Consider the following 17,981-nt stretch of genomic DNA (forward strand, 5'->3'; position numbering starts at 1 on the left):
CAGCCATGACCTTCCCCGCCCTGGACCGCATCGAGGCGCTGGCTCGCAACCTCGACGGATGGCAGCGGCAACTCGCCGATCGGATGGCGGAGTTGGAGCAGACGAGCGCCGAGGGTGTCAGCGACTCCGGGCTGGTCCGGGTCACCGCCGCCGCCGACGGCAAGATCGTCTCTACCGAGCTGAACGCGCGGGCGATGCGATTGGACTCCTACACCCTGGCCGAGGAGTTCACCGCTGCCGCCAACCGGGCGCAGGAGGCCGCCGCGGCCCTGGTCAGAGAGCTGGTCGGCGAGGTCATCGGCGAGCCGGGCACCAGCCCGCGCCAACCCGGCGACCACGAGGAGCGCCGATGACCGTCGACGAGAGTCAGGCACGGTACGTCGAGGGGCTCACCCGACTGCTGCCGGTCGGCGAGCAGGTTCGCGCGGTGGCCCAGGTTCGGGCGGGCGGTGGGCTGACCCCGGCGCCGCCCCCGCAGCCGTCGACCCCGCCCGCCACGGGTGGGCCGGGCTTCCTGGGCGTACTGCTCAACGTGCTGTCACCGAACATCACATTCGGTCGGGCGGACAACGCCGTCGACTGGCTCTTCTTCGGCGTCGGAGGTCGAGGCGAGCCAGGCTCCCAGGCATCAGTGCTGCACCACGCCCTGACAGTGGCGGGCAAGGGCTCCGGCCTCCGAACCCTCGTACTGGCGGTCACCGACACACAGGTGGTGCTCGGCGCGACAGCACCCGTCGGGCTGCTCTCCAACTCGGCCGCGGACGCAGTGGCGCAGTCCGACATCGAACTGCTCGGGTCCGTACCGCGCCCGACAGTGACCGCCCGCTTCGGCAGGTACCGGTTGAACTGGAAGCGGCTGCGGCTCGACTTCGCCGACGGGTCGTGGCTGTCGTTCCACGTGCCGCTCGCCGACTCCGGTCGCCCGCTGAAGGAGATCGCGGCGGCCCTGTCAGCCCGCTGACCCGCCGACGAGCGGGGCGGGCAGCGGCGCGACGTGCAGCACCGCCAGCCGGGACACCGCCCGGGTGAGCACCACGTACAGCCGGTGCAGCCCGCGCGGTTCGGCCGCGACGATCGCGGCCGGCTCGACCACCACCACGTGGTCGTACTCAAGGCCCTTGACCAGCGTCGCCGGCACCACAGTGACCCGCTCCGCGGCGGCCACGTCGTCGGCGGTCGCGGTCTCGACACCGGCCTCCGCGAGCGCCGCGCGCAGGCCGTCGACCGCATCGTCCGCCGCGATCACACCGACCGAGCCGTCGTGCGCGAGCGCCGCCCGCACCTCGGCCACCGTCGCCGCGGTCAGGTCGGTCACCGTTCGCACGTCCAGGCCGCCGTCGTGGCGCAGCGACTCAGCCGGGGGTACGTCCACAGCGAGCGCCGGGAGCAGCTGGTTCGCGAAGGCGACGACAGCGGCGGGCACCCGGAAACCGACTGTCAACGGCACCACCACCGCGTCCGGCTTGCCCAGGTGGGCAAGGGACTCCCGCCAGTCCGTCGCCGCCCACGGCGCGGTGCCCTGAGCGAGGTCACCCAGAAGCGTGACCGAGCCGTGTTCGCTGCGCCGAGCGATGGCCCGACACTGCATCGGCGAGAGGTCCTGCGCCTCGTCGACCACCACGTGCCCGAACCCGGAGAACCGTTCCAGCAGACCTGTCGCCTCGTCGACAAGCACCGCGTCGGCGGTGGTCCAGCGGGTCGCCTTCGGCGTGCGGCCCGGCTTCGCCCAGGTGAGCTGCGCCTGCTCGGCGTCGCTGAGCAGCCCGTTTGCCGCGGCGGCGAGCCGGGCCGGATCGGAGAACAGAGAGTGCACCACCCCTTCCGGGGTGAGCGCCGGCCAGACCGCGTCCAGGAAGTCGAGCACCGGCCGGCACCGGCTCATCCGGCGTAACCAGGCATCGCTTGGCGACTCGGCGCGCCGCGCCTCGGCCTGCCGTTGCAGCAGGCTCACCACCCGGGCCTGGACGCGTTCCCGACCCGTGCCGTACGGCAGCCCTTCCCGGCGGGTCTCCTCGACGATCCGGTGCAACGGCTCGACCCCGATCCGCCAGCGGAACGACCCGTCCGACACGGTGATCGACTCGGTCGGGGCACCGATCTGCGCCTGCACCGCGCGCCGCAGCACGCTCGCCATCCGTACGTCGTGTTTGAGCGCGGCCACCGACGGCTCCTCGACCGCCCGGACCGACACCCGGGAGATCAACTCCTCCACCGTGGCCTGCGCGACCTCGACCTCCCCGAGCGCCGGCAACACCGCCGCGATGTACGACAGGAACGCCCGGTTCGGCCCGACGATGAGCACGCCCGCCCGCCGCAACCGCTCCCGGTGCAGATAGAGCAGGTACGCGGCCCGGTGCAGACCCACCGCCGTCTTCCCCGTACCCGGGGCACCCTGCACACAGATCGAATCGGCGAGGTCGGCCCGGACCAACTCGTCCTGCTCCGGCTGGATCGTGGCGACGATGTCCCGCATCGGCCCGACGCGCGGACGCTCGATCTCCGCAGTGAGGATCCGACTCGACGTGCCGAGCTCTTCGCCCCGATCCAGCCGCTCATCCTCGAAGCTGGTCAGCACCCCATTGCTGAACCCGAACCGCCGCCGGACCGCCACCCCCTGCGGATCCCGCACACTCGCCCGGTAGAACGAGCGGGAAACCGGCGCCCGCCAGTCCAGCACCAACGGCTCGCCACGCTCATCGGTGACGTGCCGCCGCCCCACGTGATAGCGCCGCCCGTAATGATCGTCGCCGCCGTCGGGTGCGGTCGGGTCGATCGTGGTCGTGGAGTTCGTTGTGCGGCCGTCCGTGGTGTCGCTGCCTGTGGTGTCGCTGTTCGTGGTGTTGCGGTCCGTGGTGTTGCTGCCTGTGGTGTCGCTGTTCGTGTTCCCGCTGCCTGTGGTGTCGTTGTTCGTGCTGCTGCTGGTCCTGTTGTCCGGGGCGTCGGCGAAGTCGAGGCGGCCGAAGAAGAGCGGAGTGGTCGGGTCGTCGGCCAGCTCGGCCACCCGGCGGGCCAGGGTGCGACCGAGGGTCTCGGCCGCGTACGCGTCGCCGGCCACCTGATCACCGGTCGCGAACAGAGACTCGGCCCGCTCCCGCATCCGAGCGAGTGCCGCCCGAGAGGTGGTGAGGTGTGCGCGTTCAGCGGCCAGGTCCGCGTCGAGATCGGTGCCGAGCTGGGTGTCGAGGTCAAGTGCGGGCATGCTGACGTCCCATCGTTCACATCTGCTGCGCGCTCGCGTGTCCGGGGGCGGATGGCCGGCCGCCCGGCGCGAAGACGTCCGTGCCGGTGCAGCTCACCTCGGCCGTCAAGCGGGCTGCAACCCTACGCTCCCCGACCCGTCGCATCCAGCGAATTACCGACACGACCACTCATCCGAGTAGGCGTGTCGCCGCTGGGAAGTCGCCGAAGTGGCGTGTTGACGGACGTCGCGGCATCGAGGCGGCAATGGGATGAACCCGATGCCGAGGTCGAATGCTGCTAGGCGACCATGCCGCAGGCCATGTCTCGGACCGTGCTGCGTGACGGGCTTTTATCGCTCGGGGCGCCGTGCTCTGGTCGTGTCTCGGGCGGTGTTGCGTCACGGGCCTTTGCTGTTGGGGGCGCCGCGCTCTGGTTGTGTCTTGGGTAGTGCTGCGTGACGGGCCTTTGCCGCGTCGGGGCCGGCGTTCCGGTCGTGCCTCGGGCCGTGCTGCGTGACGGGCTCTCGCCGTTTCGGAGGCACCACGCCCCAGTCGTCACTCACGCGGTGCCGTGCCTCGGCCACGTCTCGCGCTGGGCGTCGCAACCTCAACCGGCCCAGCAGGCCGTATTTCCTCACGCCGCGCTGACATGGGCACTGTGATCGACTCGGTCTTCATGAAGTCGCGGCGTCCAAGCCGGTGTGACGCCCCGGTTTCCAGGATGTCGAGTCGATCACCGGGAGATGCGGCTTGGGGCTACAACGGCCAGCGGGAATCTCGCGTGCTCGCTCATTGCTCGCCGCTGTCTTGCTGCTCATTGCTCGTCTTGCGCTGTTGGCTCGTCGTTCGCGCTGCTGGCTCGTCGCGCGCTGCTGGCTCGTCGCGCGCTGTTGGCTCGTCGTGCGTTGCTGGCTCGTCGTGCGTTGCTGGCTCGTTGTGCGCGCTTTTCGCGCGCTGGCTGCTCGTCGCCGTCGCGGGTCATGGGCGGAGTCTTGGGCGGCGTTGGCGTGCCTGACAGCATCAGCAGCGCAGGTGGTAGAGGTTGCGACGTGGGGCGCGCAGTGGGTCGAGCCAACTGGGTGGCAGGAAGTCGGGTCGGCCGTCCGCCGCGATTCGGACCGTCCAGTCGCCACGATGGATGAGCCGGTGGTGGTAGCCGCAGAGCAGCACCGCATTGCCCAGCGCCGTCACCCCACCGTCGGCCCAGTGTCGGACGTGGTGGCCGTCGCACCACCTCGGCGGCCGATCACAACCAGGAAAGGCGCAACCGCCATCTCGTAGAACAAGCGCGCGCCGCAGCGGACCGGTGAAAAGCCGGCGCTGCCGCCCGACGTCCAAGATCTGGCTGTTGCCGCCGAGCACAGCAGGCAGCACGCCAGCGTCGCAGGCCAGGCGGCGGACCGCGCCGGGCGTGAGGCGGGTGCCGGTCTCCAGTGTCCCGGCGCGTACGCCGTTGACCAGCTCGTTCAACGACACGGTCAACACCAGCTGAGGGCGGTCGCCGCCGTTGTCGGGCAGTTGGCCGGTACGCAGCGCCAGTCGGCAGATCTCACCCAACGCGTCGGCGCGACGCTGACCAGGACTGCGGTCATCGTGCTCGCCGGCCGGGGCGCAGAGCGGGTCGATCGCCTCGCGGAGCAGGCTCGCGGTTTCGGTGTCGAGGTTGCCGCTGAGGCGTACCTGCCCGTTCTGTTGCTCGGAGAGCGTGACGTGCCGACGGGCCTCGGCCCGCTCGGTGGCACGCTCCAGGGCCTTGAGCTCAGCCTGGACGGCCAGGTCCGGGGCGACGTGCGCGAGGACGCGTTCGCCGAGCCGGCTCAGGCTTGTCGGATCGAAACGGTCAGCCCAGGTGACCAGGAGTTGAGTGGCCTTGTCCGTCACTTCGGGACCGACGTCGACCGGGAGGGCGGCGATCGTCTCGGCCACCACTCGCCCCTGCTCGACTGTCATTGCACCGCTGAGCAGCGCGTCGCGCACCGCCGGCGGGGCAGCCTCGATGGTGGCGGCGAGCTGGACCAACTGGCGCGCACCGCGACCGGAGAGCCGGAGCCGATCCCGCAGCCAGACTGCCGTGGACGAGGCGCCCTGAGCGACCGCCAGCCCGCGACCGTCCAACTCGCGGACCAGGCCGAGCTGAACGGTTGCCAGCCGCTGCGCCAGCACCTGAGTCGCGTCGAGAGAAGCGAGCAGCTGATCATCGGAGAGCCCCCAGAGCATGGTGTCGGCGCAGTCGTCAACCGCACCTTTCACCTGCCCCAACGCCTCCAACATGGAGCCAGAATAGAACTGACGTACGACACTTTTACGATGATGTTGATCGATGAAGCTTGCGAAAATTCGTTGATCATTGCGAACAGTCGAGCCCGCGCGCCGGCCCCGCCTCGCTCGGTCGTTCGCCCGCACCGCCCCACCACTCGCTGCTTCGCGGTGCCGCCGTGCCGCCGTGCCGTCCCGCACCGTGTCGCGCCGCCGTGCCGCGCCCCGCCGCCGTGCCGCGCCGCCACGCCCGCTGGATAGGTCACCCTGCGGAGTCGCGCCTGCCGTCAAACCGCCCGCTCGCAGCCGAACGTCGAAGTGCGGCTGTGGCGAGCGGGTTCGGGCGGGGGCGTGGGGGTGATGGCAGGTTGGGGAGCCTGGCGGGATCATGGGCCTATGACCGAGGCCCGCTCCGATTCGCGCCGGATGACGATCAGCGACCCGCAGGTGATGCGGGCGATGGCTCATCCGGCTCGGATCGCGATCATGGAGTACCTGAACAGTCGCGAGGGCGGTGGGACCGCCACCGAGTGCGCCGAGATCGTTGGGCTGTCGCCGAGTGCGACCAGCTATCACCTGCGCGCGTTGGCGAAGTTCGGGTTGGTCGAGCAGGCGCCGAGCCGGGGGGACGCGCGCGAGCGGTTGTGGCGGGTGCCGAGTACGAGTGTGCTGGTCGAGGCTGGTCATGATGCGGGGCCGGAGGCGCGTGCGGCCGAGGAGGCGCTGGTGGAGGCGCATGCGGTTCGGGCCATGGAGCGTACCCGGGACTGGTTGCGGCGCGCCCGGGACGAGCCGGCCGAGTGGTACGACACGGCTCTGTTCAGCGACACGTTGGTGCTGCTCACGGCCGAGGAGTTGGCCGAGTTGAACGAGGCGGTGTTGGCGCTGCTCCGGCCGTACCACCCGCGGCGGCGGGGCGAGCCACCGTCGGGTGCGCGCACTGTCGCTGTGCAGTACCGGACGGTGCCGTTGGCATAGTCAGGCTTGCATGAAGCACTTGTGAAGGATTATTTTCGAAGTATGTCCTTCACAAGTGACGAGTCGCGATGGGCGGACGTCTGGATCGCCGCCGCCGCCCGGGGCACCACGATCTGCGGTGACTTCCTCGCCGCGACCGCGCTGGCGCTGGCCCTGCAGGGCGCGGGTGCCGGCGGGCTGGCCGTGTCGGGGCTGCTGCTGGCCGCGACGCTGCCTCTGGTGGTGCTCGCTCCACTCGCGGGCCGACTCGCCGATCGGGTGGACAGCCGTACCCTGCTGGTGACCATCGGGTTCGGGCAGGCCACCATCTGCGCGCTCCTCGCCGTCGTCGAGCAGCCGGTCCTGGTGGTCGGGCTCGTCGCCCTGCTGGCCTGCGGGCTCGCGGTGACCCAACCCTGCCTGGCGGCGCTGCTGCCGACGATGGTCCGCCGGGCCGACCTGCCGCGAGCGAGCGCGATCAGCCAGACCGCCGTCTCGCTCGGTGCGCTCGGTGGCCCGGTACTGGCCGGCCTGTTGGTGGGGCAGTTCGGCACCCGGGTACCGCTGCTTCTTGATGCCGTTACCTACCTGGCGCTCGTGGTCGCGGGCCTACTGCTGCGCACCCGACGCGGCGGCCGACGACCCGCCGCGAGCAGCCCGGCCGCCGCGAGCAGCCCGGCCGCCGCCGCTGGCAGCCGAGCCGTCTCGGGCGGTGTGACAACCGCCGGGGGTACGGGGATCGACTGGCGGCTGCGCCGCGACCCGCTGATGCTCGTCATGGTGGTGAGCACCGCAGTGGTGATCGCTGCCATCGGCGGCATCAACGTGATCGAGGTCTTCTTCATCAGGGAGACGTTGGGGGGTTCGCCGACCACGTACGGCCTGGTCAGCGCCGCGTGGATGGCGGGCATGCTGCCGGGGAGCTGGCTTGCCGTACGCCTCGCCAGGCGGCTCGACGACGACGGCGCGTTGGTACGGGGGGTGCTGGTCACCCTGGCCGTGTGCAGCCTGATGGTCCTGTTCGCGGCGACAGTGCCGGCGGCGGGTGTGTTGGTGCCGCTCTGGCTGGTGGGGGGTGCGGCCAACGGTGGCGACAACGTCTTCGCCAACATCCTCCTCGCTCGGCGGGTGCCGGAGGCGATGCGCGCCCGGGCGTACGCCAGCTTCGGGGCGGCCGTGCAGGGCGGCTCGATGGCGGGTTTCCTGGTCGGCGGGGCGTTGCTCGCTGTCGTCCCGCCTCGGCCGCTGATCGCCGGCACCGGTGTGGTCGGGCTGCTGGTGGTCCTGGCCTTCGTGCCGGTCGTGAGCCGGGCGGTACGAGGGTCGTCGAGTGCGGGGTTGGCCACTCCGGGCCGGCCCGCCGAGCCGGAGCCAGCCGCCGGGGATACGGTCGGGCCATGGTTGAGCGCATCGAACGCCCGCGGGTCGGGCACATCCAGTTCCTGAACTGCCTGCCCATCTACTGGGGTCTGATGCGTTCCGGTGCCCTGCTCGACGTGGACCTGCACAAGGACGCACCGGACCGGTTGAGCGCCGCGCTGGTCGCCGGTGACCTCGACATCGGCCCGATCACGCTGTTGGAGTACCTGAAGCACGCCGACGAGTTGCTGCTCCTGCCGGACCTGGCGGTGGGCAGCGACGGGCCGGTGCTCTCGGTCAACATGGTCTCCACCCGACCCCTCGGCGAGTTGGACGGCGCCCGGGTGGCGCTCGGTTCGACCTCGCGGACCGGGGTCATGCTGGCGCAGCTGCTGCTCGCCGAGCAGTACGGCGTGCGGCCCGAGTACTTCCGCTGCCCGCCGGATCTGACCCAGATGCTGCTGGAGGCCGACGCCGCAGTGCTGATCGGGGACGTGGCGCTGCGGGCGTACTACGAGGCGCCGCAGAAGGGCCTCACGGTCACGGACCTTGGGCAGGCGTGGCGGGACTGGACCGGCCTGCCGATGGTCTTCGCCGTCTGGGCGGTCCGCCGTGACTTCGCCGCTGCCCACCCGGGCCTGGTGAAGGAGGTGCACGAGGCTTTCCTGCGTTCCCGGGACCTCTGCCTGGCAGAGTTGGACCAGGTCGCCGAGTCGGCGGCCCGCTGGGAGACCTTCGACGCGGCGACGCTTGCCACGTACTTCCGGACCCTCGACTTCTCTCTCGGCGACCGGCAGGTCGCCGGGCTGCGCGAGTGGGCCCGGCGGGCCGCTGCCATCGGCGAGGCCCCAGCGCTGCCGGACGGCGGCCCGGAATTCTTCGCCGGCTGACCCGGGCCCGTCAGCGGCTCAGGTGCCGGGGCGGAGCAGGGCTTCGGTGATCTTCTCGCAGTTCTTCATGCCGTAGTCGTAGCCCATGTTGATCGGGTACTTGACCATCACGCCCATCGTCCAGGTGTCACCGATGGCCAGGCAGTTGATGTGCATCTCCTGCTCCCTGGTCCGGTCGATCCACCCGTTCTTGATGGCGATCGTCTTCTGCTCGGCGGCCGGGAAGGCCTTGCGAATGCCGAAGTCGCCGGCACCGCGAACCAGCTTCATCTCGTTGAGCAGCCACTTGGTCCACTTCGGCCCGGCGGCAGTGCCGGTGGCGATGCAGTTGCCCATCCGGGCGGTGTCCCGGGGGGAGAGCGCCGTGCGGCTCCAGCCGCCGTCGGGGGCGACGCTGCTGTCGGTCAGCTTGCACATGGAGATGAGCCGTTTGATCGAGGCGTCCCGGTCGACCTGGTTGTAGAACTGTTCGGCTCGGGTGTTGTCGCTGTCCCGGATGATCCGGGTCGCGTCGGCGAGCTTCGCGGCGCTCGGGGTCTCGCCGGCGTCGGCCGCGCGGCGCAGGTAGTCGGCGACGATCCAGGCCTTGATCATCGAGGCGGTCGTGCTGGTCTCGCCCATGTTCTTCGAACCGATGATCTTTCCGGTTCGGCGGTCCAGGACGCTCCAGGAATACCAGCCGTCGATGTTCAGGTCGAGGTCCTTGGCCACGAACGGCAGCGGTGCCAACGACGGGCTGGGGCTCGGTGACGGCGAGGACGGTTGGCGGGCGCTGCGGTCGGTGCCGGCGCCGGTGGGGCGGTCGCTCGTGCCGGACCCGGCGTCGCCCCACTTCGCCGCCGCGGACGACTCGAACGGAGACCCGGGCAGCAGCCGCAGCGACACCAGGACCAGCCCGATCAGGATGACCGCGACGGCGATCAGCCGGATCGGGGAGGTCTCGCCGCCGTTGCGCCGGTCGACTCGACGGTTGCCGGCCATCAGAGCTTCCCGACCGGTTGCTGCGGCACCTTGAGCGCGGCGCCGGGCTGCGGAGTGACCAGTTGGGTGGCCACGCTGGCGCAGACCTTCGCGCCGTAGTCCAGACCGGTCCTGATCGGGTAGCGCAGCATCACCGCGAGACTCCACTTGCCGGTGACGGCGAGACAGTTGACGTGCCAGTCGCCGTCGCCGTAGATGGGGGTCCAGCCGTTCTTGATGCTGACCGGGCCCTGTGCGGTGATCGACTTGGGTAGGCCGTCGATGATTCCCCAGCGGCCACCACCGGACGAGCTTTTCTGGTCCTTCTTCGCGGTGGTGCCCCTCACCTTGGTCATCTGGTCCAGCACCCACTTGGTCCACTTCGGCCCGGCGGCCTTACCGTCGGCGATGCAGTCGCCGACCCGGGCCGCGTCGCGGGGGGACATCCGGGTGAAGCTCCAGAAGCCGGTGTACGGCTTGACGTTGCCGCGCTTGGTGTCCGTCAGCCCGCAGATCTTGATCGCCCGCTGGATCACCGGGTCGGGGACGCTGCTCGTCGAGGGCTTGTACGAGCCGCCGGCGGCAGCGTAGACCTTGTTGGCCGCTCCGTCGTCGCTGTCGATGATGGCGACTCGAGCCGCCTCCTTCATCGCCGTGGACGGCTCCTTGTTGCCGAGCTGCCGCAGGTAGTCGGAGACGATCCACGCCTTGATCATCGATTCGGTGGAGCTGGTCGCTGTCATGTTCGGCGACCCGGAGATCTTGCCGGTCTTCCGATCCAGCAGAGCCCACGAGAAGAACTCACCAGTGAAGCTCACCGACACCGGGCCGGCCGCCAGGGTTGGCGGCGGCGGTGGGGCGGGTGCGGGCGCGGAGACGCTCGTCGTGCCGCCTCCGCCGCTGCCGCCGCTGTTGTCGTCACTGGCGAGCCGGGCGTAGGCGGTGGGGACCAGTAGGACGCCGCCGAGCACGACCGCCGCGATGGCGAGCACCAGGGTCACGCGAGATCGCATGAGTGGGTGAACTCCAGATGTCGGGGCCGGGGGGACCGGCCTTTCGTCGGGAACGAATCGGGTGCGATCGCCGAGGCCGGGGGAGGTGGCCTCTGTGGAGATGTCGATGCTGGCAGCCGATCGGTTGTCCGGCAGAAGTCTACGTCCGGTCCGGCCGGCCGCCAGGGTTCGACACTAGGCAACCTGGGACAAAGGCGGGATATGGGGCCGGTATGAGGTTTTTGCAGCGATTCATCTTTGTTTCGTGGCCTACGTCACGGCGAGCCGTCGGCCGTCAAGTAGCGCAAAGCACTCATCCGCTTACAGATGGGATGCGCGGATTCCTGTTACACCCCCTGGTGCAACGTGGCGCAAGCTGTAACACTTAGCCTCATGTATGGCAACGACTTCTCCGCCCCGAACGGCGCCCCGGACGACTCGCCCGGCGGCCTGCTGGGCGAGGTCGAGGCCGCCGAGGCCGAGCTGAGGGCAGCGGCGGCACGCGGGCGACGTGGCGGGCCCGCGCCCGACGAGGACCTGGCGGCGTACTTCGCCGAGGTGGTCGACGCCGAGCAGAAGATCGAGCCCCGAGACTGGATGCCCGACGCGTACCGACGGACGCTGATCCGGCAGATCGCCCAGCACGCCCACTCCGAGATCATCGGCATGCAGCCGGAGGGCAACTGGATCAGCCGGGCGCCGTCACTCAAGCGCAAGGCGATCCTGCTGGCCAAGGTGCAGGACGAGGCAGGTCACGGCCTCTATCTCTACGCCGCCGCCGAGACCCTCGGCATCAGCCGCGACGAGCTGGTCCAACTGCTGCTCGACGGCCGCCAGAAATACAGCTCCATCTTCAACTACCCCACCCTCAGCTGGGCCGACGTGGGCGCCATCGGTTGGCTGGTGGACGGCGCGGCGATCGTCAACCAGGTGCCGCTCTGCCGCTGCTCCTACGGCCCGTACGCCCGGGCGATGATCCGGGTCTGCAAGGAGGAGTCGTTCCACCAGCGGCAGGGGTACGAGATCCTGCACACCCTGGCGCACGGCACTCCCGAGCAGCAGGCGATGGCCCAGGAGGCGGTGGACAGGTGGTGGTACCCGTCGCTGGCCATGTTCGGCCCGCCGGACGGCGACTCCACCCACTCCGCCCGGTCGATGGCCTGGAAGATCAAGCGCTTCTCCAACGACGACCTGCGGCAGCGCTTCGTCGACATGTGCGTCCAGCAGGCCGAGATCCTCGGGCTGCGCATCCCCGACGCCGACCTGCGCTGGAACGACGAGCGGCAGGCGTACGACTACACCCAGCCCGACTACGACGAGCTGATGCGGGTGATCTCCGGCGACGGGCCGTGCAACCGCGAACGGATCGCCCACCGCCGGGCCGCGCACGCCGACGGCAGCTGGGTACGCGAGGCCGCGGCGGCGTACGCCGCGAAGCGGGCGGGACAGAAGGAGACGGTCGCAGCATGACGCAACACACCCCGCTCTGGGAGGTCTTCGTACGGGCCCGACGAGGGCTGTCACACACGCACGTCGGCAGCCTGCACGCCCCCGACGCCGAGCTTGCCCTGCGCAACGCCCGTGACCTGTACACCCGCCGGCAGGAGGGCGTGTCGATCTGGGTGGTGCCGGCCGGCGCGATCACCGCGTCCAGCCCGGACGAGAAGGACGCCTTCTTCGACCCGGCCGCCGACAAGGTCTACCGCCACCCCACCTTCTACGAGGTGCCGGACGGGGTGGCCCACCTGTGAACGGGCCCTTCGACTTCACCCTCGCCCTCGCCGACGACGCGTTGGTGGCGGCCCAGCGGCTTGCCGAGTGGACCACCCGCGCGCCGGAGATGGAAGAGGACATCGCGCTGGCCAACATCGCCCTCGACCAGCTCGGCGCGGCGCGCCTGCTGCTGTCGTACGCGGCTGAGCTGGAGGGCGCCGGGCGGGACGAGGACGCGCTGGCGTACCTGCGCGACGACCGCGAGTTCCGCAACGCGCTGATGGTCGAGCTGCCCAACGGCGACTTCGCGGTGACGATGGCGAAGCTGTTCTTCCTTGCCGCGTACCAACTGCCGCTGTACGCGGCGTTGGCCGGTTGCGCCGACGAGCGGTTGGCCGCGATCGGCGCGAAGGCGCGCAAGGAGTCGGCGTACCACCTGGACCACGGCGCGCTGTGGGTGAAGCGGCTCGGTGACGGCACCGAGGAGTCGCATCGTCGGATGCAGGCGGCCGTCGACCACGTGTGGCCGTACACCCATGAGCTGTTCGCCGCGGACCCGGCGGCCCCGGTCGACCCGGCCACCCTGCGCCAGGCGTTCGACGAGGTCGTCGGCCCGGTCCTGGCCGAGGCGACGCTCACCAGGCCGGATGGTGCCTGGGCCCCGGCCGGCGGGCGGGCCGGCGTGCACACCGAGCACCTGGCCTACCTGCTGGCGGAGATGCAGGTGCTGCACCGCGCCCACCCCGGAGCGAAGTGGTGAGCGCGAGGAGTGCAGCGCAGCGGAGCCCCGCAGTCGCGAACGAAGACGGCAGGGTGAGTGACGCGCGGGAGGCCGCCGCGAGTGTGGTGGACCCGGAGATCCGGGTCATCACCATCGACGAGCTGGGCATCCTGCGCGCGGTCGAGGAGGATCCGGCCAGTGGTCGGGTCACCGTCACCATCACCCCGACCTACACCGGTTGCCCGGCCATGGACGTGATCCGGGCGGACATCCGCCGCGCGCTCGCTGCCGCCGGCTACCCGGACGCGGAGGTCCAGACCGTCTACAGCCCACCGTGGAGCACCGACTGGATCTCCGAGGGTGGGCGGGCCAAGCTTGCCGCCGCCGGGATCGCCCCGCCGGCCCCGGTGCCCACCGCAGGCGTCGTGTCGCTGACGCTCGCGGTCCGCTGCCCGCAGTGCGGTTCGCCGGACACCGAGCAGGTCAGCCGGTTCGGCTCCACCGCGTGCAAGGCGTTGTGGCGGTGCCGTTCCTGCTCCGAACCCTTCGACCACCTGAAGGCGCTGTGACTGTCACCATCACCCGCCCGGTTCGCCGCCGGCCGGTCTTCCACCCGTTGTCAGTCGCCGCCGTCGACCGGCTCACCGACGACTCCGTGGCGGTGACCTTCGCCGTACCCGAGGAACTGCGGGAAACGTTCGCGTTCCGCGCCGGTCAGCACCTCACGGTGCGGCGGCCCGCAGAGGACGGCACGGACGTGCGCCGGTCGTACTCGATCTGCTCCACCCCCGATGACCTGGCCCGGCACGGCCGGTTGCGGATCGGGGTGCGGGAGATCCCCGGCGGTGCCTTCTCGGCCTTCGCCTGTGGGGCGTTGCGCGGGGGCGACACCGTCGAGGTGCTGCCGCCGCTGGGCACGTTCACCACGGCGTTCGCGCCGGACCGGACCCGGCACTACGGCGCGGTCGTCGCCGGCTCCGGCATCACCCCGGTGCTCGCGCTCGTCGCGACCGCCCTGGCCGTCGAGCCGGCCAGCACCTTCACCCTTGTGTACGGCAACCGCACGGCGAACACTGTGATGTTCGCCGAGGAGTTGGCCGACCTGAAGAACCGCTATCCCACCCGGCTGCACCTGGTGCACGTCCTCTCCCGGGAGCAGGGCGAAGCGCCGTTGCTCTCCGGTCGGATCGACACCGAGCGGCTGAGCCGGTTGCTGGACACGATCGTGCCGGGCGACCTGATCGAGGAGTGGTTCCTCTGCGGCCCGTACGGGATGGTCGTCGACATCCGGGAAGTGCTGACCGGGCGCGGGCTGCCCGAGTCGGCGGTGCGCACCGAACTGTTCCATGTCGACGCGCCGCCGGAGCCGGTGCGCCGACCCGTCGACCAGGCGGGCGCCGGGGCCGAGGTGACGATAGTGCTCGACGGACGGTCGTCGAGCTTCACGATGGGCCGCGAGGAACGGGTGCTTGACGCCGCGCTGAAGGTGCGCGGCGAACTGCCGTACGCCTGTAAGGGTGGCGTCTGCTCGACCTGCAAGGCGAAGGTCGTCGACGGCGCCGTCACGATGGCCCGGAACTACGCCCTGGAGCCCGACGAGCTGGCCGCCGGCTATGTGCTGACCTGCCAGTCCAGCCCGACCACCGACAAGCTCACCGTCGACTACGACGCCTGACGGTGCGTTTCAGCCGCCCCCACCCCGCCGATCTTGCAGTTTCGGTCGTCGACATGCGCGGAATGCACCATGTGTCGCGACAGGAAGTGCAAGATCGGCGGGGAGGGTTTGGTGGCGACCCCGCTCCAGCGCGATCCTTGCGTGTGCGGAGCGGATCACAGCCCTCAGCACCCCTCAGGGCCATGGCGTGTGACCGGCGTAGGCTCGGGTTGTGACGGTGAGCCGGGAGATCGACGACATCCTGCAGCGCGGCGCGGACGGTGGGCGGATCACGCCCGAGGAGGCGCTGCTGCTCTACACCGAGGCGCCCTTCCACGCGTTGGGCGAGGCGGCGGACGCGGTGCGTCGGCGACGCTACCCGGACAACGTCGTCACGTACCTGATCGACCGCAACATCAACTACACCAACGTCTGCGTGACGGCGTGCAAGTTCTGCGCCTTCTACCGCGCGCCCAAGCACAAGGAAGGGTGGACCCACCCGACCGAGGAGATCCTGCGCCGGTGCGGCGAGGCGGTCGAGCTGGGCGCCACCCAGGTGATGCTCCAGGGCGGGCACCACCCGGACTACGGCGTGGAGTACTACGAGGAGCTGTTCTCCTCGGTCAAGCAGGCGTACCCGCAGCTCGTCATCCACTCGATCGGCCCCAGCGAGATCCTGCACATGGCGAAGGTCTCCGGGGTGAGCCTGGACGAGGCCATCGCCCGGATCAAGACCGCCGGCCTGGACTCGATCGCCGGCGCCGGGGCGGAGATGCTCCCCGAGCGGCCGCGCAGGGCCATCGCGCCCCTGAAGGAGTCGGGCGAGCGCTGGCTGGAGGTCATGGAGCTGGCCCACCGGCAGGGCATCGAGTCGACGGCCACCATGATGATGGGCACCGGCGAGACGCACGCCGAGCGGATCGAGCACCTGCGCATGATCCGGGACGTGCAGGACCGCACCGGCGGGTTCCGGTCCTTCATCCCGTGGACGTACCAGCCGGAGAACAACCACCTGAAGGGCCGCACCCAGGCGACCACGCTGGAATACCTGCGCCTGGTAGCGGTGGCCCGGCTCTTCTTCGAGACCGTGCCGCACCTGCAGGCCTCCTGGTTGACCACCGGCAAGGACGTCGGTCAGCTCGCGTTGCACATGGGTGTGGACGACCTCGGCTCGATCATGCTCGAGGAGAACGTCATCTCCTCCGCCGGTGCCCGGCACCGCTCCAACCTGCACGAGCTGATCGGCATGATCCGCTCCGCGGACCGGATCCCGGCGCAGCGCGACACTCTCTACCACCGGCTCGCCGTGCACCACACGCCGGCTGACGACCCGACCGACGAGCGGGTGGTCTCGCACTTCTCCTCGATCGCGCTGCCCGGCGGCGGCGCTGGCCGACCCCTGCCCCTGGTCGACGTCAGCTGACTGTCGACGCCCGGCCGTTCGGCTGATCGACGCTCGTGCTCCCGCCGGATCACCCCCCGGCGGTACGGGTGGTCCCCGCCGCCGCAGCGTCAGGCTCTCCGGTTCGGGGCTGGTGGAGATGATCGTCGGCGGCTAGCGTCCCGGCTCATATCCGTCGCCACCGTCGACGGAGGGGGCTGTCCTCCATCGGCCCGCTGCGGGTCGTTCATATAACGCACGGCAGTACGGGCGGGATGGGTGACCATCCCGCCCGTACTGTCTGCCCAGCTCGGGCCGGACGGATGAAAACGGGTCCGCCTGCTGGCGTGGAAGATCGGCCTCCGATAGCGTCCGCTCGTTCCGCAACCATTCTTTCTTCCCTACCCCCCGGGGGACTGATGACAGCGTTCCACCGCTCGACGCTGGTTCGCGCCAGTGTCGTGGCGCTGCTCGCGGCCGGCGGCATCGCCGCCGTCGCCGCCCCGGTGCTGGCGGCCGAGCAGGCCGATCTGGCCCTGGTGCCGGTCAGCTACAACCTGGCCAAGGGTGTCACTGAGGCAAAGAGCAAGCCGTTCAAGTTCACCGTCGACAACACCCGGAGCGAGGAAGACGCCAAGGGTGTCAGCTACACAGTGGACACCAGCAAGCTGAAGACGAACAAGGTCCGGGTAGTGGTGCCCGACGGCTGCCGGGTGAACGGCACGAAGTTCACCTGCCGCCTCGGCGACCTGGCCGCCGGCACCAGCGAGGACTTCGGTATCCCGATCTTCTCCACCGGCGGCAAGGGTGCCGCGGGCACCCTGGTGGTCACCATCCGCTCGACCACCGAGGACCCCAACAAGGAAGACAACAGGGTCGCGCACGACATCACCGTCACCGAGCCGGGGTACGACCTGACCAGCTGGGTGCAGGACGTCAACGCGAACGTCGTGCTGAACGGCGTCAACGGCGACGACCCCGACCTGCGGCCGGTGCGGCCGGGCGAGACGGTGCCTGTCGACTGGGCGGTCTACAACGACGGCAGCCGCAAGGCCACCGGCCTCGCCTACGTGCTCACCCTCCCGGCGGGCGTCACGTTCGACACCCTGCCGGACACGTGCACCACGCAGACCTTCGGCGTGGTGCAGGCGCTCTGTCAGGACGACGGCGCGGTGATCCGGCCCGGTGACTACTACACGGCGGACATCAGGGTGACAGTCGGCAAGGACGTCACCGAGCCCGTGCTGCGGGTCGGCGAACTGGTGGCGCACGGTCTGGACGCGGCAGCGGGCCAGCCCGAGGAGCAGCCGCGACGGGCCAGCACCGCTCAGCGGAAGACCTTCACCGAGGTGGACGAGGGCGACAACCAGGCGATCTTCGACGTCTTCGTCGACCAGTCAGTGGAACCGACGCCGACGCCCACCCCGACGGTCACGCCGACCCCGACGCCGACGGTCACCCCGACCGTGACGCCGACGGTCACCCCGACCGTGACGCCGACCCCGACGCCGACGGTCACGCCGACCCCGACGGAGACGCCCACGCCGACCGAGACGCCGACCCCGACGCCGACGGTCACGCCGACCCCGACGGAGACGCCGACCCCGACCGAGACGCCGACCCCGACGCCGACGGTCACCCCGACCGCGACGCCGACGCCGAGCCCGACGGTCACCCCGACCGCAACGCCGACGCCGACCGCGACGCCGACGCCGACCGCGACGGCAACGCCGACCGCGACCGCGACCCCGACCGCGACGCCGACGGCAACGCCGAGCCCGACGGTCACGGCAACGCCGACGGCGACGCCGAGCCCGACGGTCACGCCGACGCCGACCGAGACGGTCAGCCCGACGCCGAACCCGAGTGGTACGCCGACGCCGGGCACCACCGTCTCGCCGGGTGCCGGTGGCGGCTCC

15 protein-coding genes and 1 pseudogene are annotated in these 17,981 nt (G+C 70.5%); 12 read left to right on the top strand and 4 right to left on the bottom strand.

The genetic code is table 11. From position 1 onward, the window contains the following. Positions 1 to 5: 5 nt before the first annotated feature. Together ABZ406_RS17985 and ABZ406_RS17990 are read left to right on the top strand one after the other, a co-directional pair. On the top strand, positions 6 to 353 hold the full coding sequence (locus ABZ406_RS17985; protein WP_357762519.1) for a YbaB/EbfC family nucleoid-associated protein: 348 nt from the start codon (positions 6 to 8) through the stop codon (positions 351 to 353). Next, positions 350 to 961: a hypothetical protein gene (locus tag ABZ406_RS17990; protein WP_357762522.1), complete on the top strand. Its 612-nt coding sequence runs from the start codon at positions 350 to 352 to the stop codon at positions 959 to 961. The genes ABZ406_RS17985 and ABZ406_RS17990 overlap by 4 nt, the downstream gene beginning before the upstream one ends. Here ABZ406_RS17990 and ABZ406_RS17995 read toward each other — a convergent pair. Together ABZ406_RS17995 and ABZ406_RS18000 are read right to left on the bottom strand one after the other, a co-directional pair. Then, entirely contained in the window at positions 950 to 3,199 is a 2,250-nt protein-coding gene (locus tag ABZ406_RS17995; protein WP_357762524.1) for an AAA family ATPase, read from the bottom strand. The two genes, ABZ406_RS17990 and ABZ406_RS17995, sit on opposite strands and share 12 nt — an antisense overlap. Before the next feature lie 1,000 nt (positions 3,200 to 4,199). After that, on the bottom strand, positions 4,200 to 5,450 hold the full coding sequence (locus ABZ406_RS18000) for a DUF222 domain-containing protein (RefSeq protein ID WP_357762527.1): 1,251 nt from the start codon (positions 5,448 to 5,450) through the stop codon (positions 4,200 to 4,202). 381 nt (positions 5,451 to 5,831) lie between these two features. On the opposite strand from ABZ406_RS18000, the gene ABZ406_RS18005 reads away from it, so the two are divergent. The 3 genes from ABZ406_RS18005 to ABZ406_RS18015 are packed head-to-tail and all read left to right on the top strand — an operon-like array spanning position 5,832 to position 8,641. Then, entirely contained in the window at positions 5,832 to 6,413 is a 582-nt protein-coding gene (locus tag ABZ406_RS18005; protein ID WP_357762530.1) for a helix-turn-helix domain-containing protein, read from the top strand. A 42-nt stretch (positions 6,414 to 6,455) separates the two neighbouring features. Next, complete coding sequence (locus ABZ406_RS18010) at positions 6,456 to 7,838, top strand: MFS transporter (RefSeq protein ID WP_357762533.1); 1,383 nt, start codon at positions 6,456 to 6,458, stop codon at positions 7,836 to 7,838. Continuing rightward, on the top strand, positions 7,790 to 8,641 hold the full coding sequence (locus tag ABZ406_RS18015; RefSeq protein ID WP_357762536.1) for a menaquinone biosynthesis protein: 852 nt from the start codon (positions 7,790 to 7,792) through the stop codon (positions 8,639 to 8,641). Before ABZ406_RS18010 ends, ABZ406_RS18015 begins: the two co-directional genes overlap by 49 nt. 18 nt (positions 8,642 to 8,659) lie before the next feature. Here ABZ406_RS18015 and ABZ406_RS18020 read toward each other — a convergent pair whose 3' ends face one another. After that, on the bottom strand, positions 8,660 to 9,622 hold the full coding sequence (locus ABZ406_RS18020) for a hypothetical protein (RefSeq protein WP_357762539.1): 963 nt from the start codon (positions 9,620 to 9,622) through the stop codon (positions 8,660 to 8,662). Further along, the gene (locus tag ABZ406_RS18025; protein WP_357762542.1) at positions 9,622 to 10,614 is read right to left on the bottom strand and encodes a hypothetical protein; all 993 of its coding nucleotides are present in this window, start codon (positions 10,612 to 10,614) and stop codon (positions 9,622 to 9,624) included. Before ABZ406_RS18025 ends, ABZ406_RS18020 begins: the two co-directional genes overlap by 1 nt. A gap of 372 nt (positions 10,615 to 10,986) precedes the next feature. Between ABZ406_RS18025 and paaA the strand changes: the two genes are divergently transcribed. The 7 genes and pseudogenes from paaA to ABZ406_RS18060 all read left to right on the top strand — a co-directional run. Further along, positions 10,987 to 12,063 carry a 1,2-phenylacetyl-CoA epoxidase subunit PaaA gene (gene paaA / locus ABZ406_RS18030; protein ID WP_357762545.1) on the top strand — a complete coding sequence of 359 codons (1,077 nt, stop codon included), beginning with the start codon at positions 10,987 to 10,989 and terminating at the stop codon, positions 12,061 to 12,063. Then, positions 12,060 to 12,344, top strand: a complete 285-nt coding sequence (paaB, locus tag ABZ406_RS18035) for a 1,2-phenylacetyl-CoA epoxidase subunit PaaB (protein ID WP_091395615.1) — start codon at positions 12,060 to 12,062, stop codon at positions 12,342 to 12,344. Before paaA ends, paaB begins: the two co-directional genes overlap by 4 nt. Beyond that, the gene (gene paaC, locus ABZ406_RS18040) at positions 12,341 to 13,066 is read left to right on the top strand and encodes a 1,2-phenylacetyl-CoA epoxidase subunit PaaC (RefSeq protein ID WP_357762550.1); all 726 of its coding nucleotides are present in this window, start codon (positions 12,341 to 12,343) and stop codon (positions 13,064 to 13,066) included. Before paaB ends, paaC begins: the two co-directional genes overlap by 4 nt. 53 nt (positions 13,067 to 13,119) lie before the next feature. Next, positions 13,120 to 13,596, top strand: a complete 477-nt coding sequence (gene paaD / locus ABZ406_RS18045; protein ID WP_357762553.1) for a 1,2-phenylacetyl-CoA epoxidase subunit PaaD — start codon at positions 13,120 to 13,122, stop codon at positions 13,594 to 13,596. Continuing rightward, positions 13,593 to 14,702 carry a 1,2-phenylacetyl-CoA epoxidase subunit PaaE gene (gene paaE / locus ABZ406_RS18050; protein WP_357762555.1) on the top strand — a complete coding sequence of 370 codons (1,110 nt, stop codon included), beginning with the start codon at positions 13,593 to 13,595 and terminating at the stop codon, positions 14,700 to 14,702. Before paaD ends, paaE begins: the two co-directional genes overlap by 4 nt. A gap of 211 nt (positions 14,703 to 14,913) precedes the next feature. After that, the gene (mqnC, locus tag ABZ406_RS18055) at positions 14,914 to 16,104 is read left to right on the top strand and encodes a cyclic dehypoxanthinyl futalosine synthase (protein WP_357762559.1); all 1,191 of its coding nucleotides are present in this window, start codon (positions 14,914 to 14,916) and stop codon (positions 16,102 to 16,104) included. A 377-nt stretch (positions 16,105 to 16,481) separates the two neighbouring features. After that, a pseudogene (locus tag ABZ406_RS18060) lies at positions 16,482 to 17,513 on the top strand (cell wall anchor protein); the annotation flags it as partial. Positions 17,514 to 17,981: the final 468 nt, after the last annotated feature.

The sequence above is a fragment of the Micromonospora sp. NPDC005710 genome (assembly GCF_040630995.1).
Lineage (GTDB): Bacteria > Actinomycetota > Actinomycetes > Mycobacteriales > Micromonosporaceae > Micromonospora.